This is a genomic window from Pantoea stewartii (assembly GCF_011044475.1).
Taxonomy (GTDB): domain Bacteria; phylum Pseudomonadota; class Gammaproteobacteria; order Enterobacterales; family Enterobacteriaceae; genus Pantoea; species Pantoea stewartii.
On record NZ_CP049115.1, the window covers coordinates 1,319,696 to 1,337,921 of the forward strand.

An 18,226-nucleotide genomic window follows, 5' to 3' on the forward strand; every position below is an offset into this window, starting at 1 on the left:
CTTCAAATGTCCTGCACGTCGAACTGCATTCGGGCCACATCAGCCTTTCTCCCGGTTGATACGAACATGTCCACGGCGTGATCGGCTGTGCCTGCACTGAAGAGCGCAATGAGGCCAAAAAATCCGTGCACCTGATGATTGAGTGTTTTGCGGAATAACGCTGACAGCGTTTTGCGCTCGTGATGGTCGATGACGCCATCTGCCATAGCTTCAAGCTGGGCTGTTGCCAGTTCTCCTTCCGCTGCTTTGGCCTTCATCTGCGTATCGAACAAATCAACCTTGTCCATTTCGCTGGCGGCCTTGATGTCCACCAGCAGCATTCCATGACGAACGGCCATGAATTCAGCCACGCAATGGGTGCCGGACAGAACTTCCATTCGCATCAGATCATCCAGGCTGAAAAAACGACTGCCACGCTTCTTGTAGAGATGGTTATGAAACTGTTCGATACTCATGCCTAAATCAGCAGCCATACCTAAGCGACCGTGCTTATGTGCTTTGCACATCTGGCGAACTGCCTGGTTAATCGTGTCTACCATTTTGCTTTTCCTTGGGTAGTTATCTTCAAGCTGTTGCGGGATTAGAATCATTCTCTGGATATATATCTGGCCTTAATTCAGCGCGGGTAACTTCGCCTTGAGTTTCGGTTTCCAGCTTTTGCGCCAGTATGAATCCAGCTTTTTTATGACCAGTAAATACAAGTCTTAAGTAGCCAGGGCTATAACCTACTTTGCTGGCTAGATCGGACCGTTCTTCTCTTGAAAGTGAGTTCCAGTACTGTTTCATATGTACCTCCTGAGTACATAATACATGAAATAAATGAACCTACAAGGTACTTGTACCACTTTGGTACATGTCATCTAATGAGTACATGAAAACTATCAGTGAAATACGGCGCGAAAACGCCAGGAAACTGCGGGACGGGGTGGGTGGCAACTCATACTTCGCCAACTTAATTGATAGAGAGCCAACTCAAACGAGTCGCTTTCTAGGGGAGAACGCAACTAAAAATATTGGTGACGACATGGCTCGTCACATTGAAAAATGTTTTGATCTTCCCCAAGGATGGCTAGACCAAAAGCACCAAACAACCAATGTTGCACCTAACAAAAATGTTATGGATACTGAACTAAAGATTCAGATGGTCCCAGTTATCTCATGGGTGCAAGCCGGAGCATGGACAGAAATCGGCTATTCAGAGGTTGATATGAGCGTTGCAGAAACTTACCCCTGCCCAGTACCTTGCGGGCCGATGACATACATCCTCAGAGTATTAGGTGATTCGATGAGTGATGAATACAAGCAGGGTGACATGATATTTGTTGATCCAGAAGTGGTCCCAGCTCATGGTGATGATGTAATCGCTCTTATGCTTGATACTGGAGAAACAACTTTCAAGCGACTCATTGAAGATGGCACGAGTAAGTATTTAAAAGCATTGAATCGCGATTGGCCCGAGCCTTATGTGAAAATTGACGGCAATTGCTCTCTTATTGGTACTGTAATTTTTTCTGGCAAGCCAAGGCGTTACAATCGCTAAAACATCCCTATGAAAAAGAACCTGCAATTGCGGGTTTTTTTATGCTTGACAATGTACCCTATAGGTACATAATAAGATTCAAGAGCACAGGAGAGGTACATTACCTGTTAGCCCACAGAGTTAGGAAAGAGAAAGTGTTGTACTTGGCGGTTACTCCGGGGCTTTCATCCCATAAGGAGAGCGAAGGTAATGTTCACCCGGTTTAACCGCACTTTTTTGCACAACGATGAGAGCATTTGGCGGGCGCTTAAGGCCGCGCCACAGAGGCGCTAAGTGTTCTCTTCGTTGTGACATGTCACAACAACACTTCCAGTGTGTGGAGGCCCGGCTCTGGGTTGTTGCAGTAACCCAGCAGCCAATTAACTAAATCCCAAAAGTTTTTATTGCCACCTCCGGCAAGGGATTCGTGCAACCAAAAATCGCGTGTGGAGTATTTATGGAAAAGTCAGACGACCCTATTACCGTTGGCCGTATCACCCTGCCCTATAGCCATCTGCTCAATGGCTGGCTGATGCCTGACGGTACCGTTATCAAAAATCCTATCAGGGCGCAGAACGAAGCTGAGCGCCTTAACTGCAACATCGTTTTTCACTGAGGGCCACCAGCATGTTATCGAATAAATCAAATAAAGAGCTTGTTGAAGCCGGTCATCAGTTCGCTAAAGCGCTTGATGCTGATATGCCTCTTACTGAAATCTCAAAGCTTGTCTCTGCTCTGGCAACCCGCCTTGATTGCGCTATCGTCCGTGGGGATGAATTGCAGCAGAAGCTGGATGCGGTGGCGGCGGAGAATGCGGCGCTGAAGCAGGTTTTTGTAACGGAGGAGTTTTCAACAGAAGTGACTGATGTGTTTTCAGATACCGCTGTTTTAAAAATTGACGGTGATGAGCACTATTGCCACCAATGGGTGGACAACGACTCCGATGTGATTCGCGCAGTACTTACATCAATAAAAGCAGAAAACCCAACCCCAGCCACCGACGCTTACCTGAACTCTGTGCGGGCGGAAGGCATTCATTTTGCAGCTACCCGCATTTTGGCAGCTTGGGAGTGCGGCTTCATCAATGATACCCCGGAGCAAGCCCACGACATTTCAGGCGCGGTATTGAGTGCTCTGGAGTTCCTGACCAATGCCTCGCCAGAAGAGTTTAAGCGCGATTATGCCGATGAGGTGCGAGCGAGCATATTGGCAGCCGCGAAATTTCAAAACCAGTTTGTTTTCGGTATCGCCGGGAATTCTTATCCGGTTAATAACAAGCGCGGCTATGCCGCTCAGCAAAAACGTGCAGCGCAGAAGCGGAGACGCAAATGAAAAACGAAAAATATACGCACTCCATAAACTGGCATGGACGGAGAGGAACTGCGATTCTGGAGGGTGGTGCTCGCGGTCGACACAAGGGTGCTTGGTGGTTGGTACCTTCCTACTCCAATAAATTCGGCGGTCAGGATTATGACTGGAACAATGCATTGACGCCAAGTTATCCAACAAAGCGTAAAGCGTTGGAGGCTAGGAAATATTTACGCATAAAGGGGTTGTTACCATGACAACTAATTCCCCCAATCCAGTTGATGGTGATGTGCTGAAGGAACTTCGCAACCGATATGCGGAGCCAAAAATCCCAAGTTGTAGCGTTTGCGGCGGTGAGCTTTCTGTTCAACGTGCAGGCGGTGGAGGGCCGACTATATGGGCTTGCTCAGGGATGATTGACGACCCCACTGGTGAGCGAACCTGGATTTATGCTGAAGGGCGTAGCCTTGCTGATGAGCACTATGAGCGCTCACGCTGGACCGATTATCGGCGTGGTGGTGACAGCGATGTAATTGACCTCATTGATGCTTACCAGGCTCTTTTGGATGAGCGCCTTAACTCCACCGCACAGCCTGTAAGCGATGGGTGGGTTTCAGTTCCGCGTTCATTAACGGCTGAGAATGGCGCGAAGGCGGCATTACTTGGCGAGTTTAGCGTGAAGCAAAATATTGTATGCCATGAATGCCTTGGTGAAGGTTGTGATGATTGCAACGGGCAAGGTCACTGGATAAGCAGCATTCCCGTTGACTGGACGACCATCAAGGAAATATGGGCTAAAGGTGTTGAGCATTTCTCGCCAGCAGCGCCTGGAGGTCAGGATGATTAGTGATGAGCGCCTGGAAGAGGTGATTAATGGCGATATTCTATTCACTGATGAACAACGAGAGATCGCAAAAGAGCTTCAGGCTTATCGTAAAGAGCCTATTCCAGATGAACTTTTAAATGCAAGGCAGAATGATAAAGGCATGTTTGAAATCAGCGAAGACTGCATGTGCAGATTAATTAATATGCTGTGCAGGTCGCCAAATGCCTAAATCCCCCGCCGAACGCAAAGCAGAGCAGCGAGCCAGACAGGCCGCTGCTGGTGTCAGAAAACTGGAAATTCTTCTCGATGAGCAGGAACTGGCGATGCTGGAGCAGAACTGTGCCGCCCGCCGTCCAGTGCGTGAGCCCTACGAATTGGCAGAGTATATCGCTCTGCTTATTCGCCAGGACGATGCGCGGGTTCGTAGCCGGATCAAGTCCATGAGTAAGCGCAAGTGCGGTAAGTGTGGTGATTGCCTGCCTGTGCAGGATTGCCCACTGAAAGAAGAGTCAGCCTGTTGGGTTAGCCTAGGCTGGCATGAAACGAAGTTGGTTATAGCGCCGTGATTTGTCACGGCTTTTCAAGCCTGTTGCAGCGGGAGTGTGTGGGGGTTTTATGAGCAAGTTAATGAGGGCAAGCAAGTGGGGTCAGCGTGAATTCGAAGATGGCTCCCAACCAGACAACAGAACCATTAGGCGCTGGGTGGAAAACGGTAAGCTGAAAGGGAAAGTTGTAGACGGAGTTGTTTGGGTTTGCTCGTCTGAGCAATGGGGAATAAGCAGTGACGTATCTCATGCCGTCAGGCAATTAATCAACGAGGGTTAAAATGGCAGCGCGTCCAAGAAAAAAAGAAAACCGCCATTTGCCTGACCATTTGTATCTAGATTCAGCAACAGGCACATATCGTTTTATTCTGGTAACAGGGAAAAGGAAATCGTTAGGTACGGATCGAGCAATGGCTATAGCTATTGCTCGTGAATACAACAACCAGATGCGGCCAGAAACAGTCGTTTCGCTGGCTGGGCTCATCCGGGAATCAGGTGGCGTGAATGGTGAGGCTAATCCCTTCTCGGAACATGCGGATAAACTGCTGGCTAGAGCTATCAGGGATGAGAAGCCAGCTCCGATTACGAAAGATGTTTGGCTCAATGACATTGTTAGGGTAAAAGAATTTTTTACAATGCCTGCGTGCGACATCGATTTAGAACATGTAAACGGGTTTATTCAAAAATATCACGCTGAATCTTCGGCCAACGTTCAGAACAGAAAGGTGAGTTTTCTTCGTAAAATTTTCAGTTATGCAGTCGATGAATCACTGATGATGGATAACCCGGCAAATCGGAAAAAACTAAGACCCAAAGATGCTAAAAAACGCCGGCGCCTCAGTCTGATTGAATTTAAGATGATGCGTGATGCTGCTGAGCCTTGGCTCAGAACAGCAATGGATTTAGCATTGCAGACCACTCAGGCTCGACTGGAAGTCACGCGCATAAGATATTCAATAAAAGCCCCTAAAGCGGGGGTATGTGGCTGCGTATGGTATGACAATCCCCAGAATGAAATTCATGGTGTGCTCTATATTCACAGGCAAAAGGTTCAAAATAAAGAATCATCGCACATTGCTATACCAATCGGCGCTGAACTCAAAAAGATAATTGATGAAAGCCGGGACCGTGTTGCTAGTCCCTATGTCGTTCATCGCTTGCCGGACAAAACCAGCAACCCGATCAGTAAAGATGTAAATCATCCCACGCAGGTCGTACCATCTTATTTGAGCAGGGCTTTTTCTGCTTTGAGAGATAGCTTAGGTCTTGCAGGAAAATATCCGATTGAAGAAAGACCAACTTTCCATGAGATAAGGGCACTGGCGGCTCATCTCTTCGAAACTAAGGGCGTTGACCCACAAGCCAGAATGGCGCACAGCGACGCCAAATCAACAAAAATTTATACGCAAAATCATATTGACTGGGTATCCGTACCACATGCAGAAATTTCAATTTAATAAATTTGCCTAAACAAACTAGCCGCCGAAAAGCGGCTAATAGAGCTAAGGGGTATTCCACATAACAATGCTACCATTGTGGTTTTCAATAATTTTTGCTGCTTTGGTAGTACCAAATGTGTGCATATAGCAATGATGAACAGTTAAGACTAAATCTTGTAAAGTTTGATCTTCTTCTAACTCAACTATATTCAAACCAATTGATTTAGCCTTGTCGAGATGAATATGTCTTGCATGAGTATAGGTAGTGTGATGGTTGTTAAGCTCATCACAAATATGTTTTGCTTTATCTACGGCATCAGCATCACCAGAGAACATTCCGGTGCATAACCATTTTTGAACAATTTCATTTGCCCACTCAATAGCTTTTTCGCATTCGCCAATTAACGTGGGATGAAGTTTTTGCAAATTGAATTGCCACCATGCTAGTGCAGATTGGTTGGCTTTGATTTCTTTTTTTGCGCGCTCGAATTCTTCAATAATGGCATGAGTGGACATTCCACCAAACTGAGGATCAATTGGGCCTAAGTTAGACTGTTTACCCATCACTATGGTTTTTGCACAGCAAGCCAGCATAGTGCCACATGACATAGATGTCATCGGAACAATAGCTCGAATGTTTGTGCCAAACTTGGAACGTAGGTAATGACCGATTGATTCTAAGGCTGCAATTTCACCGCCAGGAGTATGCAAAAGTATATCTAACCCTAGCGTGGTATCTAATCCATTAATGGCAGACATCAATCCATTCTTATCATCATCCGTCATCCCAACGAGGTTTTCGGAACCTGGACCTTTTTTCTGAAGAAATCCTGAATAATAAGAGATTACATTTCGACCAGTATGTATAGAGAGTTCATTGAGGTATTTCAAACGTACCGCATCCGCTGGAGTACGTTGGGCGACGATTCCCATCTCGCCCAAAACATCTTTCCAATTTGGCATAGATTAATAAGTATAAAGGGTATGGGTATCTGAATTATTATCGGATACGGCTTCTTGTGCAATAGATCCATAAGAATAATGCACGGAAAAGCTCTCTGGAGAAGCGTTAAGACCGCCCGCTGAATGGCCAATCAACACTCTACTGGCATAATGCTGGACTGACTCACCATTCTGCAGCTCATGATGTTTTATGTTGAATTCTTCAAAGAATTTAACAGCGTCCATTTTACCCCCTACACACAACATATAGTATCAGAGCCTAAATACAGCACTACATATTGTGTTTTAAGTTTAAGTTGATGATATTACCCCCTAAGTAGAGGGGTAAGTTATTAATACTTCAGTAATAAAATTAGGCTGACTATAGCCATTGATTTGCAAAAAATACAATCAAAACGTGCTTAATTTGCGTTTAAAAATTGACATTTACAAACTGTGATGGCTGAGGTCACATTAAACAACATTGTTAATGAGAATGATCTTGAAAATTTCTTACTGAACAAGTGCTAAAAATAATCACTACAACCAATGGTAAAACCACCCCATAAGTCCTTGATGTATATGATGCATGAAATGCATAAAATCTACTGGTTGTTTAGACATACAAATGGCCTTTTAATCCAGTGATTACGGGGCCTCAAGCGATTATTAAACACAGTCATGGGGTGTCAGGGGTCGGAGGTTCAAATCCTCTCGTGCCGACCAAATTATCCCGAAAAAACCAACCTTTACGGTTGGTTTTTTTATGTCTGTCTCCGGGCCCGCCAACCTGGCCGGCCCGACCTGTATTCAGCCCCGCAGATCAATCAGCACCCGGTTCCAGCTCAGCGGCGGCAACGCCACCTGCATCTTACGACGTTCAGCCTCAGTGAGCGTGCGTGACGTTGGCACCACGTTGTCGGGCTGAGCAAAAGTGTTTTTTGCGTCCAGCGCATAACCTGCCAGTATGCTGTGTTCGGCTATCGTCCCTTCACCAAAGCCATCGAGCATAAAGGCCATATCCGCTGCATCATGCTCGTGCATATTGAGCGCGAAGAAGGCAATTTGCTGTTTCTCTTCGTTGTACACCGCCGCGCTCTGTATCTGCCGGGTTTCGCCGTGCACCGTATTCAGGGTGGGAACATTGGCAAAATAGCGTAAGGCATGCCCTCGCCCGCAATGGCTCACCATATGGAAAGGCCAGTAGATCGTCTGGCGAATGGCCTCGCCTCCCGGACGGGTAAAGATGGGGGCAATCACATTAACTAACTGGGCCAGAGAAGCCATTTTTACGCGGTCACAGTGATTGAGTAACGAGCACATCAGCCCGCCAAACGTCAGCGCGTCAAGGAAGGTGTAAGACTGCTCAAGTAACGGCGGTGCTTCCTGGTAGCGATTAGCGGGATCGGTGAAGTAATCCTGCCAGGGCTCGCCTTCGATGGACCAGATATTCCATTCATCAAACGACAGCATCATTTTTTTATCGCTACGCAGTTTGGCTTTCACATAGTCGGCTGTGGCCGTGATGGTATGAATAAAATCATCCATTCGCTGGAAAGACGCCAGGAAGTCCTGCGGATTGCCGGTGCTGTTTTCAAAATAGTGGTGGCAGGAAAGGTAATCGATCTGATGATAAAGCCCTTCCAGAACGATGCGATCCCATTCCGGATAACTGGCCTGTAACGAGTTTGAACTGCCACAGGCGACCAGCCTGATATCCTGATCGACCCAGCGCATGATTTTTGCCGTTTCTCGGGCTTTTTTCACGTAATCTTCTGCACTCAGTTGCCCGGTTTGCCAGTCACCGTCCATCTCGTTACCCAGGCACCAGAGTTTAAAATTGTACGGCGCTGCCCGACCATGCTGGATACGCAAGTCGCTCAGCGCGGTCCCCGATGCCACATTACAGTACTCAATAAAGTAACCGGCCTCCTGCGGCGTGCCGGTGCCAAGATTTACGGCAATCATGGGCGTCAGCCCATAGCTTTCACACCAGGTCGCGAACTCATCAATGCCAAACTGATTGCTCTCTTTGGTAAGCCATGCGTAATCCAGCCGCACCGGACGCTCAGCTTGCGGCCCAATACCGTCTCGCCAGTTGTAACCGGAGACAAAGTTGCCACCAGGATAGCGTACGGTGTTAATCCCCAGATCCTGCACCAGGGCCCCCACATCCTGACGAAAACCGTGCCGATCCGCCGTGACATGACCGGGTTCATAGATACCGCTGTAGACCGCACGTCCAAGATGTTCCACAAAAGAACCGTACAGCGCGTCATTGACCTGGCCGATGTAGTTTTGTTTTTGAAAAAAGTACTTAATCATTCTCTCCCCTTCTGTCTTCTCTGTGGCGAACGCGCAGAGGCTCACTCAGAATGCGTCGATAACAGGTCGTCTTCGATGGTTTTCATTTTGGCCGTGGTCAGTATGTAGCGCGTGCGGACCAGCCACACAGAAAGCAGATAACCCACGACCGGAATCCAGACCATCAGCGTATAAATGCCCGCAATCGCGCTAGCTTTTTGAATGGCGACATTGGCCTGATAACCGGTAACCGACAGCACTGCCCCCACCATCGCGCCACTGACAGCCAGCGCAATTTTGAGTGAAAACAGGTTACCGGAGGCACAGATGCCGGACAGGCGTTTACCCGTTTTCCAGTCGCCATAGTCATCCACATCGCCAATAAACGACCACAGAATGGGCGCGCCAATCTGATGAATCACTGACAGAACAAAGAACCAGACAAAGACCACCAGCACATTCTGCGCGGGCAGAAAAAAGAACCCGACAGACATCATCAGCGCGATAGCTTTGCATGCCTGGTAAACGGTGACTTTGCACCAGCGGTTGGTGAAATACGGTGTGATATAGGAACCCAGAATCCCGGCGACAATCCCGGTGCTCAGAAATAGCGTGGCATAATAATCGTTTAGCCCCATCACGTATTTGGCAAAATAAATACACGCGGCCCCGCGCACAAACGACGGAATACAATCCAGGAACATGGCAAAGACACAGACGACCCACTGATCGTTTTTCATGATTTGCCGGATAATGTTAAAGATGGAATCCCCGGCGTTGCTTTTGGGGATCACGCGCTCCCGTGTCGTAGCCACGCAAAAGACAAACAGGAACAGGGAAATCACGGCAAAAATCGTAATGACCCAAAAGAAGCCCATTTGCCGGTTGCCGTTACCGAAGAAAGCCACCATCGGCAACAATGTCAGAGTACAGAATAAGCTGGCAAAGCCAGCGCCCATAAAACGAAACTGCTGACAGGACACCCGCTCCTGCGCATTGGTGGTGATAACACCGCCTAGCGAGCAGTACGGAATATTCACACCGGAATACAGCAGTGACAAAATCAGATAGGTAATAAACGCATACAGGATCTTTGCATTGCCCTGCAAATCGGGCGTGTAAAACATCACCATACAACTCATCGCAAACGGTACGGCGAAGCCAATGATCCACGGACGAAAGCGTCCCCAGCGTGTGGTGGTTTTATCAATCCAGGCGCCATAAAAAGGATCAAAAATCGCATCTGCAAAACGGACAACAAGGAAGATGGTCGCCACCACGCCCGGTGCCAGACCAAATATATCCGTATAAAAAAATGACAGGAACAGGGTTATCGGGTTGAACAGCATATTACAGGCTGCATCACCGGCCCCAAATCCGGCCTTCTCAATAAAGCCTACACGACCCGAGCGGTCTGACTGAACAGTGTAATCGGCATGAATGGTTGACGTTATGTGCGTTTTCATTTTCCACCTTCCTGAAAAGAGGTGGCGATAAGCATATGTTTTAGAGGTGTTTTTAACCTACGATAACGCTCTCATAAGCAAAATAATAACCATATATTCCATGTATTCAGCGTATATGGGCATATATTCAGCCATCATCTCGCCTGGGATAAAACCGACAGCAGCCTGGTTAATACGCGTCAGTCACCATCAAAAATTTAATTTTCTGCAAGTATAAAACCCGACGCTAATCACCTTCCCTGTGCAAAGGAGAAAAACGCCGACGATATTATTCCTTCTCTGATTCGCCTCTTCCCTGTCTTTATCTGCAATGCGGTTTGCTGCGATGGAGACCTCCGCGCGTTACCCGCACTCACCTTCATGAGACAATGCGATGCATCGACAAAACATCGTGGTTAACGACCCGCGCTGAAACAGATAGCCGCGCACGTCAACAACAGCAGGGTCACCACCTCCGGGCTGACGGCCCGTGCCGCGCGGCTTACATTCAGGCACAAACAACATTTATTTAACCGCGGTCGCGCGAAGAGCAGGCGCACGCTACGCTTATCGCCATCAACAGGTTTGTGGTTGAATACCAGCAACATTTCCAGGCTTACGATTAACATGAATTATTTTAACGACATACAACACTTTATCGAGAATAAACCCGCCCTTTCTATTGCTGTTAACCTCCTGGTGTTGATTGTCGCGGGCCTGGTAGCCCATCTGATATGCAAATTTTTTGTGGTCAGAGTGGTGCGTAAAGTGTTCTTCAGCAGTCACAAGAATCAGGTGCCGCTGGATAAAGATGTCAGATTGTCTGAAAAACTATCCAATTTTATTCCGGTCATCACGGTCTACTTCCTGTTGCAGTTTATGCCGGACCTGCCCGAGCACCTGTTAATCGCCATAAAAACCATTTGCGGCATTTTATTTATGGTTTATCTGTCGCTGTTTTTTAATGAAGTACTGGAGATTGTGAACATCTCCTATGTCAAAAAATCAAAACGTAAAAATCATTCAATCAAGGGCTATATTCAGGTCGGTAAGATTCTGGTCCACATTATCTCTGCGATAATGATCCTGGCCATTATGTCGAATAAGTCGCCAGCCATTATCATCTCCAGTCTGGGTGCCGTGGCAGCGGTTCTGATGCTGGTCTTTCAGCACACCTTGTTATCACTGGTGGCGAATATTCAGCTCTCATCGAATGACGTGCTACAGCTTGGCGACTGGATTGAGCTGCCCGCGAATAATATCAGTGGCGAGGTCATTGATATCGCGCTGCACACCATCACCATTCGTAACTGGGACAATACACTTTCGCGTGTGCCCACAAAAACCTTTCTGACCGAAACGTACACCAACTGGCAGGCAATGTTTTCCTCCGGGGCACGACGCATTATGCGGAGTTTCTACCTTGATCAAACGTCAATACGCTTTGTAGATCATGCCATGCTGGAGCCGATGGTCCAGGTCCGCGGCATCAGCGAACAACTGTCAAAGCTGATGGATGGTCGGGAACTGAGCGCGGTCGGTGACCGTTGGTTTGTTGAAAACGGCATGACTAACCTGATGGTCTTTCGTCACTATCTTACTGCCTGGCTGACACAGCGGGAGGATATCCACAAAGACATGTATATCGTGGTGAGATCGCTGAAACCGTCAGCCGAAGGGTTACCGATTGAGATCTACTGCTTTACCTCCTCCGTACTCTGGGTGGACTATGAAAATACGCAGTCGGCAATCTTTGAATATATCTATGCCATCGCTAACGTTTTTTCATTACGTATTTATCAGCGCCCGTCCGGCAGCGATCTCAGTTTTCTGTCGCAGGGGCCTGTCCGGCAAGCAGCAGAAAGTGAACCCCAACCGTGAAAGTGGAAAACGCAGAACAGATAGCATGGCAGTGAGCGGATAGTCAGTCGGGCAATGCTGAGGCGGTTTCCCTCTGGCTTGCCAGAAAAAGGCCTGAAAGGGAGATTCAGGAAAAAAGTCATTGGGTTAACGTGACATGCAAAGTGTTTGTGGCTTCACAAAACGGGCAAATATGACAGCCATTCATGAAATTGAAACAATTTTGTAATAAAAATAACTTATTCTGTTGCTTCCTGAAATCGAGGATACAGATATGGTCATCAAAGCTAAGAACCTGAAGGATGCGGAAGACTTACTGCATTCAGGCATCAGTAAGGTGGAGCTGGCATACGACATCGGTTGTGACGATTTCTTCCGTCTGGCAAGTCAGTGGTGCGATCGCGGTGCGCGCATCAGTAAAGGCCAACACCACTTTGTTGTGTCACTGAAAAACTTTGCCATCCCACCCAATGATTGATTATCTCAAGCGACCAACCCACCGTTGTTGGCTCTGGCACTGTCAGGCCTGAGTGGAAGCTGAAAACGCCAACCCAACATTGAAAAGCCGCTGATTTGAGCGGCTTTATCTTTTGTCTTATTTCCGTTAATCGTCGATGCGCCGGCAACGGCTGCCACGCGTCTACAAGCCGGTATCGGTAAGCTTTATCGCATCCTGCGTGGCCCGCTCGCGCTCACTGTCGGTTAACTCATACAGCCTGCCATCGCGCATCTCCAGCAGACGATCGGCATGAATGAAGTAGTGATCATCATGGCTGATTGCAAAGACGGTTTTGCCCGCCGCCTGCAACGCAGGCAGCAGTTCGCGGTAAAACACCCGGCGGAAATGCGGGTCCTGATCGGCGGCCCACTCATCCAGCAGCAAGACGTCGCGTTGTTCCGCCACCGCCAACAGTAACGCCAGCCTTTTGCTCTGCCCCTTCGACAGTTGCAGGTTAAGTATCTTATTCCCCTCAATCTTCAGCTTGTCCTGCATTTTTAGCTTTTCAAGCCATAGCTGGACGCGGGCAGGCGAAGCCGGTTCGCCCTGACTGTCAATCAGGCGATCAAACAGGTGCACATCGGTAAAGACGGCTGAAAAATGCTGCCGCCAGGCATCCCGGTCGCCAGCATCGACCGGCTGACCGTCGATCACCAGACAACCGGACTGGGGCTGATACAGACCTGTCAGCAGCATCGCCAGCGTCGACTTACCGCTGCCGTTACCGCCAATCAAAAACACCAGTTCGCCACGACGAAGCGTCAGGTTGACCGGCCCCACCCGAAACCCGTTTTCACCGTAATGAAAGGTGACGTCGCGCAACTCAAGCGTTTGCCACGGAGTTGTTGCTGCGGGGACAGGAAAATCAGGCTGATAAGGTGCAAGTTCAAACAGCGCGAGTTTGCGAAAGGCCACCTGCGCGCTGAGCAATGTCGGCAAGGCCCCTACCGCCGACAGCAGCGGCGTGCGCAGAAACAGCAGCGTCAGGGAAAACGTTGCTGCGACAGCCGTATTCGCCCAGCCCAGACTGTTTGCCATGAAAAAGACCATGCCGATAGCACCCAGCGTCATGATATTTGACCAGTTGACGGCACTGAGGTGGAAAGTATCGGCGCGCACAATGTGGTGCCGGTAAGCGCGGGCATCCTGCTGATAAACCGTGTCATAAATCAGTCGGGCACGCGCGCGGTTAAGCTGCAGCTCTTTACGTCCTTCAATCACCGTCTGGTAGTCACGGTAAAGGTTGTCTTCAACTTCACGCAGTTTCGCCATGTGCTGATAAACCCGGGAAACCAGCATCCAGCCGCCCACCAGCGTCACAGCCAGCCAGCCGCTGGTCACCAGCAACATTTTCGGCGACAGCCAGGCAAGATAGAGCGCTGACCCCAGCGTGATAATGATGCCCTGAATAAGCTCCGGCAGACGCACAAACGCAAGGGTAATGGCCCGGATATCGCTGGTTAATCCTGCCAGCAGTTGCGCACTGCCTGTTTGCTCAATGCGCTCCACGCGCGTATCCAGAATACGTTTGATAAATTCGCCGCGCAGCCGCCAGACAAACTGATGCCCCAGCCAGGTCAGCGACAGCTGTGAAGCCAGGGTCACTGCCATCAGCAGCGCGACCTGAGCCAGAAAAGCCGGCAACACGCTTAGCGAGGTATTCACCGCAACAATCATCTGGCTGTTAATAAACGCAATCATGCCTAATCCCAATGCCGCACTCAGCAGGGTGAGCAAAATCACGCCAATAAACGGCCAGCGATACTGATTAAAAACAACCTGTAACAACGCCATAAAACCTTACCCGGCAATCCAGTGAGCCTGCAGTGTAAAGTGATGGCAAATGATAGCAATAGTTATTCGCACTAACTTGCGCACGTTAAAACGCCCGGCGAAATGTCAGGTTATAGCGGAACGCGCCAGTCAGCGGATGAATACCGGCTTTCAGCGGCAATATTCCATGGTAACGCAGGCGAGACGGGCCGCCCCAGACCACCACATCGCCGTGTTCAAGTAGCACCCGCTGCGCCTGATCGCTGCGTTCAAAGCCACCAAACTGAAATACAGCAGGCAACCCCAGCGACACAGAAACGATCGGCTGACGCAGATCTTTCTCGTCTTTATCCTGATGCAAAGTCAGTTTTGCCCCAGGTTCATAGCGGTTGATCAGGCAGGCATCTGGGTTAAACGCCGGAAAGCCCGCCTCTTCTGCCGCCTGACGGGCCAGTAGCCGGAACGTCTCCGGCATCGCAGGCCACTGGCGTTGATGTGTGCTGTCCTGCTCACTGTAACGGTAGCCGCGCGCATCCGTGGACCAGCCAAAATCACCGCAGTTGGTCATGGCGACGGACATGCGGTGTCCTCCCGGCGTAATACGGTGTTCAAACGGATTGCTCTTCGCAATCGTCATGATCGCCTCATACAGTGCGTCGGCCTGATCGCGGGCACGTCGCCGCAATATCACGGCGCCGTCCGCCAGCGGTTCCTGCCAGGGTGAAGCGTCACTAAACAGATCCAGCATGCGTTTCTCTCTGTCAGTCAGATGGAATAATGAAAGCGGTAAATTGTGGCGACATCCAGCTCACAAATTTGTCCCCTTCCTTCGTAATCAGGTACACCGCCAGCTTCTCTTTCAGAGCCAGCGCTTTGGCTTTTTCTGTGCCTAGCACCATAAGCCCGGTATCCCAGCCGTCGGCTTCCATCGCGGTCGTGGCAATCACGGTTGCCGAAACCAGCTTGTGATCGACAGGCCGGCCTGTGGCCGGATCAATAATGTGGGAGAGGCGTTTGCCGTCCAGTTCATAATAGTTGCGATAGCTCCCCGACGTACTGATCCCATGGCCCTGCAGATCGACTCTGGCCTGAACCGCATTTTCTCTGTCGGTCGGTTTTTGAATCGCAACCCGCCACGGCTGGTTCTGCGCGTTCATTCCGCGGGATAAAACGGCTCCCCCGACCGACACCAGATAGTTATTGATGCCTTCCTGCTCCATCAGGCGAGCCAGATGATCGGTGGCAAATCCTTCGCCCATAGTGGAGAGGTCGACATACAAGCCTGGCAGATCTTTCTGCAGCCATTGTCCGTTGCTGCCCTGTATGACGCGCAAATGCTGTAAGCCGGTCAACGCTCTGGCCGCAGCAATCTGTTGATCATCGGGAATATGCACGGGCTGTTTATCCGGCCCAAACCCCCATAAATTCACCAGCGGTCCCACCGTAATATCCATGGCGCCTGCTGTTTTTTTACCGATACGTAAAGCCATCGTCACAATATCAGCCATGTTTTCACTCACCGGCTGCGGCGTGGTGGCGCGGCTCTGATTAAAGCGAGAGAGCACGGAGGTAGCCTTCCAGGTTGAAAGTTCGGCATCGTCGGCATCCAGTTGTTGCTGAATGCGCTGCTGCAGATCGGCTTTACGCGTTTCATCCACGCCCGCCAGGCTCACCCGCCACACCGTTCCCATCGTTTTCCCTTCCAGCACCATTCCGTCTTTGGTTTTTGATGCGGGATGATCACATCCTGCTACCAGCAGGACCGTCGCCACTAACAGCAGATTAATCTTACTTCTCATCATTATTCATCCATAACGGGCGTTTTATGCCTGTTTCAAAGCATAAACATTAAGTAAATTAAATTAAAACTGGTTGATAAAGCTGAGTGAGTCGCACAGACTGGATCGTTCTCCTCAATACTGAGGGCGTAAGCATAAGGAGCAACAGATGATTTATATAATCCTTGCCGTTGCGCTGGGCCTGTTCGTTATTGGCAGTTATAAAACCTGGCAACAACGCCGTCACCGCCACATGGTTACGACTTATCTGCGCCGTCGTTGATCACGTCTGCACCATCAAAGGTCATTCTCTTCCCCTGAATCGCCGGCCATTGTAGCAAAACGGGCGAGATGTCCGTGGCTATGAGAGCGGTCGGACTGGCATGAATCCTGCACGTGTAATGCTATCTGCGTTGCCGGGAGAGAGAGGATGGAAAAGCCAGAAGTCGGAATGACGGCGTTACAACGCTGGTTGAGTTACGCCGCGTTTACCTTGTCAGGTGTGGCGTTTGAAGGGGCGAGATACGGCAACGTTCTTGTGCCGTCAGACGAAAACCATCCGCCAGCCTCGGTGGGTGAGGAATAACGCAGGGAGCGCATAGCGCTCCCTGCTTTTATCAGAACTGGTAAACCAGTCCTACGCCCACCACATCGTCGGTATTGATACCGGCCGCTTTGGTAAAGTCATTATCGTCCAGCAGGTTGATTTTATAATCAACATAGGTCGACATGTTTTTGTTGAAGTAGTAAGTCGCCCCTACGTCGACGTATTTCTTCAGGTTTTGTTTGCCCCAGTTCTGGACATCAGTACCGCGTGAGTTGATGTACGCCAGAGACGGACGCAGACCGAAATCAAACTGGTACTGCGCCACCAGCTCCCAGTTGTCGGCTTTATCGGCGTATCCGTAAGCGGTGTTCGCCTGGTTGCCGCTGGTGCTGTCGCCAAAGCTGATGGCGTTATAGGCGCGCGTGTACATCGCGGCCAGGTAAATATTGTTGGCGTCGTATTTCAGGCCACCGGTATAGGCTGCAGCTTTATCACCGCGTCCCAGAATGCCTGGCGCATTGCCATTTTGGTTATTAGTACGATCGGACTGGAAGGTCGCGGCACCGATGCCGAAGCCCGATCCCAGATCGTACGTGGTGCTCAGGCCCCAGCCGTCGCCGTTCTCACCCAACACATCACGACCGCCTGACGTTTCAGTAGGGTTATCGTTCTTGCCTTGATACTGAACCGCAAAGTTCCAGCCATCGACCAGTCCGAAGAAGCCGTTGTTACGGTAGGTTGCCATGCCGTTACCGCGCTGGAACATAAAGTTATCCGCGCCATAGGTATCGCCACCGAATTCAGGCAGCACGTCTGTCCACGCGCCAATGTCGTAAGCGACACCGTAGTTACGGCCATAGTCGAATGAGCCCGCATCGCCGAATTTTAACCCGGCAAAGCCAACACGGGTATAGCTGTCAGCTGTTCCCTGGGCTTCTGAATTGTTGAGCGCGGCCTGGTATTCCCACTGGCCGTAGCCGCTCAGTTGATCGGTAACCTGGGTTTCACCCTTGAAGCCAAAACGCACATACGACTGATCGCCATTGCTACTGTCGTTGTCCGAGAAATAGTGCAGGCCGTCTACCTTGCCAAATAAATCTAATTTATTGCCGTCTTTATTATAGATTTCAGCCGCATTTGCCGATCCTGCCGCTGCGAGTAAAGCAGGGATCGCCAGGGAGAGAATGTGACGCTTCATTTTATTACCCTCTGTTATGTGCCTTTTATATTTGCCACTGCTGACCGATGATAAATCGGTTGAAGGCCCATTGTTATTTCAACAAGCGTAATAATCCATCGCTAAAATGATACGAAATTTCAGAAAGTGTTTCTTAAACTGTAAAATTTATTTCAGGATATGAATATTACGGAACTAATTAGCCGCACAGAGTGATAAAAAATAAAGCACAAATTGATAATCCCTTACTTAATAATAGTTACT

At 49.4% G+C, this 18,226-nt stretch carries 23 protein-coding genes; 13 read left to right on the forward strand and 10 right to left on the reverse strand.

Translation table 11 applies throughout. The features are described from left to right. Positions 1 to 2 precede the first annotated feature (2 nt). Together G5574_RS06275 and G5574_RS06280 are read right to left on the reverse strand one after the other, a co-directional pair. Entirely contained in the window at positions 3 to 539 is a 537-nt protein-coding gene (locus G5574_RS06275; RefSeq protein ID WP_164482294.1) for a YmfL family putative regulatory protein, read from the reverse strand. 25 nt (positions 540 to 564) lie between these two features. Continuing rightward, a complete protein-coding gene (locus G5574_RS06280) occupies positions 565 to 786 on the reverse strand; it encodes a transcriptional regulator (RefSeq protein ID WP_121046849.1) in 222 nt (73 codons plus the stop codon). Between the two features lie 85 nt (positions 787 to 871). Here G5574_RS06280 and G5574_RS06285 point away from each other — a divergent pair, with 85 nt between their 5' ends. From G5574_RS06285 to G5574_RS06320, 9 genes are all read left to right on the forward strand, one after another. Beyond that, positions 872 to 1,540 carry a LexA family protein gene (locus G5574_RS06285; RefSeq protein ID WP_121046936.1) on the forward strand — a complete coding sequence of 223 codons (669 nt, stop codon included), beginning with the start codon at positions 872 to 874 and terminating at the stop codon, positions 1,538 to 1,540. Between the two features lie 436 nt (positions 1,541 to 1,976). Beyond that, positions 1,977 to 2,135 carry a DUF1317 family protein gene (locus G5574_RS06290; protein WP_019106222.1) on the forward strand — a complete coding sequence of 53 codons (159 nt, stop codon included), beginning with the start codon at positions 1,977 to 1,979 and terminating at the stop codon, positions 2,133 to 2,135. A gap of 11 nt (positions 2,136 to 2,146) precedes the next feature. Then, complete coding sequence (locus G5574_RS23530; protein WP_216850771.1) at positions 2,147 to 2,851, forward strand: hypothetical protein; 705 nt, start codon at positions 2,147 to 2,149, stop codon at positions 2,849 to 2,851. Further along, on the forward strand, positions 2,848 to 3,084 hold the full coding sequence (locus G5574_RS06300) for a hypothetical protein (protein WP_164482295.1): 237 nt from the start codon (positions 2,848 to 2,850) through the stop codon (positions 3,082 to 3,084). The genes G5574_RS23530 and G5574_RS06300 overlap by 4 nt, the downstream gene beginning before the upstream one ends. After that, positions 3,081 to 3,674 carry a hypothetical protein gene (locus G5574_RS06305; protein WP_164482296.1) on the forward strand — a complete coding sequence of 198 codons (594 nt, stop codon included), beginning with the start codon at positions 3,081 to 3,083 and terminating at the stop codon, positions 3,672 to 3,674. Before G5574_RS06300 ends, G5574_RS06305 begins: the two co-directional genes overlap by 4 nt. Continuing rightward, positions 3,667 to 3,882, forward strand: coding sequence for a hypothetical protein (locus tag G5574_RS06310; RefSeq protein ID WP_164482298.1), 216 nt, complete (start codon positions 3,667 to 3,669; stop codon positions 3,880 to 3,882). Before G5574_RS06305 ends, G5574_RS06310 begins: the two co-directional genes overlap by 8 nt. Continuing rightward, the gene (locus G5574_RS06315) at positions 3,875 to 4,219 is read left to right on the forward strand and encodes a hypothetical protein (RefSeq protein ID WP_164482300.1); all 345 of its coding nucleotides are present in this window, start codon (positions 3,875 to 3,877) and stop codon (positions 4,217 to 4,219) included. The genes G5574_RS06310 and G5574_RS06315 overlap by 8 nt, the downstream gene beginning before the upstream one ends. A 49-nt stretch (positions 4,220 to 4,268) precedes the next feature. Then, positions 4,269 to 4,478: a hypothetical protein gene (locus G5574_RS23630; RefSeq protein ID WP_064365979.1), complete on the forward strand. Its 210-nt coding sequence runs from the start codon at positions 4,269 to 4,271 to the stop codon at positions 4,476 to 4,478. A gap of 1 nt (position 4,479) precedes the next feature. Continuing rightward, positions 4,480 to 5,655 (forward strand): phage integrase Arm DNA-binding domain-containing protein, encoded by a 1,176-nt coding sequence (locus G5574_RS06320; protein WP_164482301.1) that lies wholly within the window; start codon positions 4,480 to 4,482, stop codon positions 5,653 to 5,655. 45 nt (positions 5,656 to 5,700) lie between these two features. On the opposite strand, the gene G5574_RS06325 is transcribed toward G5574_RS06320, so the two are convergent. From G5574_RS06325 to G5574_RS06340, 4 genes are all read right to left on the reverse strand, one after another. Continuing rightward, positions 5,701 to 6,570, reverse strand: a complete 870-nt coding sequence (locus G5574_RS06325; protein WP_244964672.1) for an SDH family Clp fold serine proteinase — start codon at positions 6,568 to 6,570, stop codon at positions 5,701 to 5,703. Positions 6,571 to 6,603: 33 nt separating this feature from the next. Beyond that, positions 6,604 to 6,825, reverse strand: coding sequence for a hypothetical protein (locus tag G5574_RS06330; protein WP_164482305.1), 222 nt, complete (start codon positions 6,823 to 6,825; stop codon positions 6,604 to 6,606). Between the two features lie 564 nt (positions 6,826 to 7,389). Further along, the gene (arfA, locus tag G5574_RS06335; protein ID WP_164482306.1) at positions 7,390 to 8,904 is read right to left on the reverse strand and encodes an arabinosylfuranosidase ArfA; all 1,515 of its coding nucleotides are present in this window, start codon (positions 8,902 to 8,904) and stop codon (positions 7,390 to 7,392) included. Between the two features lie 41 nt (positions 8,905 to 8,945). After that, positions 8,946 to 10,349, reverse strand: coding sequence for a glycoside-pentoside-hexuronide (GPH):cation symporter (locus G5574_RS06340; protein WP_039338176.1), 1,404 nt, complete (start codon positions 10,347 to 10,349; stop codon positions 8,946 to 8,948). 606 nt (positions 10,350 to 10,955) lie between these two features. On the opposite strand from G5574_RS06340, the gene G5574_RS06345 reads away from it, so the two are divergent. Beyond that, positions 10,956 to 12,209 (forward strand): mechanosensitive ion channel family protein, encoded by a 1,254-nt coding sequence (locus G5574_RS06345; RefSeq protein ID WP_039338178.1) that lies wholly within the window; start codon positions 10,956 to 10,958, stop codon positions 12,207 to 12,209. A gap of 253 nt (positions 12,210 to 12,462) precedes the next feature. Continuing rightward, the gene (locus tag G5574_RS06350; protein ID WP_006119987.1) at positions 12,463 to 12,666 is read left to right on the forward strand and encodes a hypothetical protein; all 204 of its coding nucleotides are present in this window, start codon (positions 12,463 to 12,465) and stop codon (positions 12,664 to 12,666) included. 162 nt (positions 12,667 to 12,828) lie between these two features. Here the strand turns inward: G5574_RS06350 and G5574_RS06355 are convergent, their stop codons facing one another. From G5574_RS06355 to apbE, 3 genes are all read right to left on the reverse strand, one after another. Further along, positions 12,829 to 14,481 (reverse strand): multidrug ABC transporter permease/ATP-binding protein, encoded by a 1,653-nt coding sequence (locus G5574_RS06355; protein ID WP_058702163.1) that lies wholly within the window; start codon positions 14,479 to 14,481, stop codon positions 12,829 to 12,831. Positions 14,482 to 14,566: 85 nt separating this feature from the next. Then, complete coding sequence (gene alkB / locus G5574_RS06360; protein ID WP_039338180.1) at positions 14,567 to 15,208, reverse strand: DNA oxidative demethylase AlkB; 642 nt, start codon at positions 15,206 to 15,208, stop codon at positions 14,567 to 14,569. Between the two features lie 13 nt (positions 15,209 to 15,221). Continuing rightward, positions 15,222 to 16,262: an FAD:protein FMN transferase ApbE gene (apbE, locus tag G5574_RS06365; protein WP_164482307.1), complete on the reverse strand. Its 1,041-nt coding sequence runs from the start codon at positions 16,260 to 16,262 to the stop codon at positions 15,222 to 15,224. 145 nt (positions 16,263 to 16,407) lie between these two features. On the opposite strand from apbE, the gene G5574_RS06370 reads away from it, so the two are divergent. Both G5574_RS06370 and G5574_RS06375 read left to right on the forward strand, forming a co-directional pair. Beyond that, positions 16,408 to 16,521 (forward strand): hypothetical protein, encoded by a 114-nt coding sequence (locus G5574_RS06370; protein WP_006119983.1) that lies wholly within the window; start codon positions 16,408 to 16,410, stop codon positions 16,519 to 16,521. Between the two features lie 147 nt (positions 16,522 to 16,668). Further along, positions 16,669 to 16,824, forward strand: coding sequence for a hypothetical protein (locus tag G5574_RS06375; RefSeq protein ID WP_164482309.1), 156 nt, complete (start codon positions 16,669 to 16,671; stop codon positions 16,822 to 16,824). Between the two features lie 31 nt (positions 16,825 to 16,855). On the opposite strand, the gene ompC is transcribed toward G5574_RS06375, so the two are convergent. Continuing rightward, a complete protein-coding gene (gene ompC, locus G5574_RS06380) occupies positions 16,856 to 17,983 on the reverse strand; it encodes a porin OmpC (RefSeq protein WP_006119981.1) in 1,128 nt (375 codons plus the stop codon). Between the last annotated feature and the right edge of the window lie 243 nt (positions 17,984 to 18,226).

What these genes read in the sequence shown, in the direction of transcription:
- G5574_RS06275 (WP_164482294.1), bottom strand. Translation starts at nt 539, where the DNA reads ATGGTAGACACGATTAACCAGGCAGTTCGCCAGATGTGCAAAGCACAT.
- G5574_RS06280 (WP_121046849.1), bottom strand. Translation starts at nt 786, where the DNA reads ATGAAACAGTACTGGAACTCACTTTCAAGAGAAGAACGGTCCGATCTA.
- G5574_RS06285 (WP_121046936.1), top strand. Translation starts at nt 872, where the DNA reads ATGAAAACTATCAGTGAAATACGGCGCGAAAACGCCAGGAAACTGCGG.
- G5574_RS06290 (WP_019106222.1), top strand. Translation starts at nt 1,977, where the DNA reads ATGGAAAAGTCAGACGACCCTATTACCGTTGGCCGTATCACCCTGCCC.
- G5574_RS23530 (WP_216850771.1), top strand. Translation starts at nt 2,147, where the DNA reads ATGTTATCGAATAAATCAAATAAAGAGCTTGTTGAAGCCGGTCATCAG.
- G5574_RS06300 (WP_164482295.1), top strand. Translation starts at nt 2,848, where the DNA reads ATGAAAAACGAAAAATATACGCACTCCATAAACTGGCATGGACGGAGA.
- G5574_RS06305 (WP_164482296.1), top strand. Translation starts at nt 3,081, where the DNA reads ATGACAACTAATTCCCCCAATCCAGTTGATGGTGATGTGCTGAAGGAA.
- G5574_RS06310 (WP_164482298.1), top strand. Translation starts at nt 3,667, where the DNA reads ATGATTAGTGATGAGCGCCTGGAAGAGGTGATTAATGGCGATATTCTA.
- G5574_RS06315 (WP_164482300.1), top strand. Translation starts at nt 3,875, where the DNA reads ATGCCTAAATCCCCCGCCGAACGCAAAGCAGAGCAGCGAGCCAGACAG.
- G5574_RS23630 (WP_064365979.1), top strand. Translation starts at nt 4,269, where the DNA reads ATGAGCAAGTTAATGAGGGCAAGCAAGTGGGGTCAGCGTGAATTCGAA.
- G5574_RS06320 (WP_164482301.1), top strand. Translation starts at nt 4,480, where the DNA reads ATGGCAGCGCGTCCAAGAAAAAAAGAAAACCGCCATTTGCCTGACCAT.
- G5574_RS06325 (WP_244964672.1), bottom strand. Translation starts at nt 6,570, where the DNA reads ATGGGAATCGTCGCCCAACGTACTCCAGCGGATGCGGTACGTTTGAAA.
- G5574_RS06330 (WP_164482305.1), bottom strand. Translation starts at nt 6,825, where the DNA reads ATGGACGCTGTTAAATTCTTTGAAGAATTCAACATAAAACATCATGAG.
- arfA (WP_164482306.1), bottom strand. Translation starts at nt 8,904, where the DNA reads ATGATTAAGTACTTTTTTCAAAAACAAAACTACATCGGCCAGGTCAAT.
- G5574_RS06340 (WP_039338176.1), bottom strand. Translation starts at nt 10,349, where the DNA reads ATGAAAACGCACATAACGTCAACCATTCATGCCGATTACACTGTTCAG.
- G5574_RS06345 (WP_039338178.1), top strand. Translation starts at nt 10,956, where the DNA reads ATGAATTATTTTAACGACATACAACACTTTATCGAGAATAAACCCGCC.
- G5574_RS06350 (WP_006119987.1), top strand. Translation starts at nt 12,463, where the DNA reads ATGGTCATCAAAGCTAAGAACCTGAAGGATGCGGAAGACTTACTGCAT.
- G5574_RS06355 (WP_058702163.1), bottom strand. Translation starts at nt 14,481, where the DNA reads ATGGCGTTGTTACAGGTTGTTTTTAATCAGTATCGCTGGCCGTTTATT.
- alkB (WP_039338180.1), bottom strand. Translation starts at nt 15,208, where the DNA reads ATGCTGGATCTGTTTAGTGACGCTTCACCCTGGCAGGAACCGCTGGCG.
- apbE (WP_164482307.1), bottom strand. Translation starts at nt 16,262, where the DNA reads ATGATGAGAAGTAAGATTAATCTGCTGTTAGTGGCGACGGTCCTGCTG.
- G5574_RS06370 (WP_006119983.1), top strand. Translation starts at nt 16,408, where the DNA reads ATGATTTATATAATCCTTGCCGTTGCGCTGGGCCTGTTCGTTATTGGC.
- G5574_RS06375 (WP_164482309.1), top strand. Translation starts at nt 16,669, where the DNA reads ATGGAAAAGCCAGAAGTCGGAATGACGGCGTTACAACGCTGGTTGAGT.
- ompC (WP_006119981.1), bottom strand. Translation starts at nt 17,983, where the DNA reads ATGAAGCGTCACATTCTCTCCCTGGCGATCCCTGCTTTACTCGCAGCG.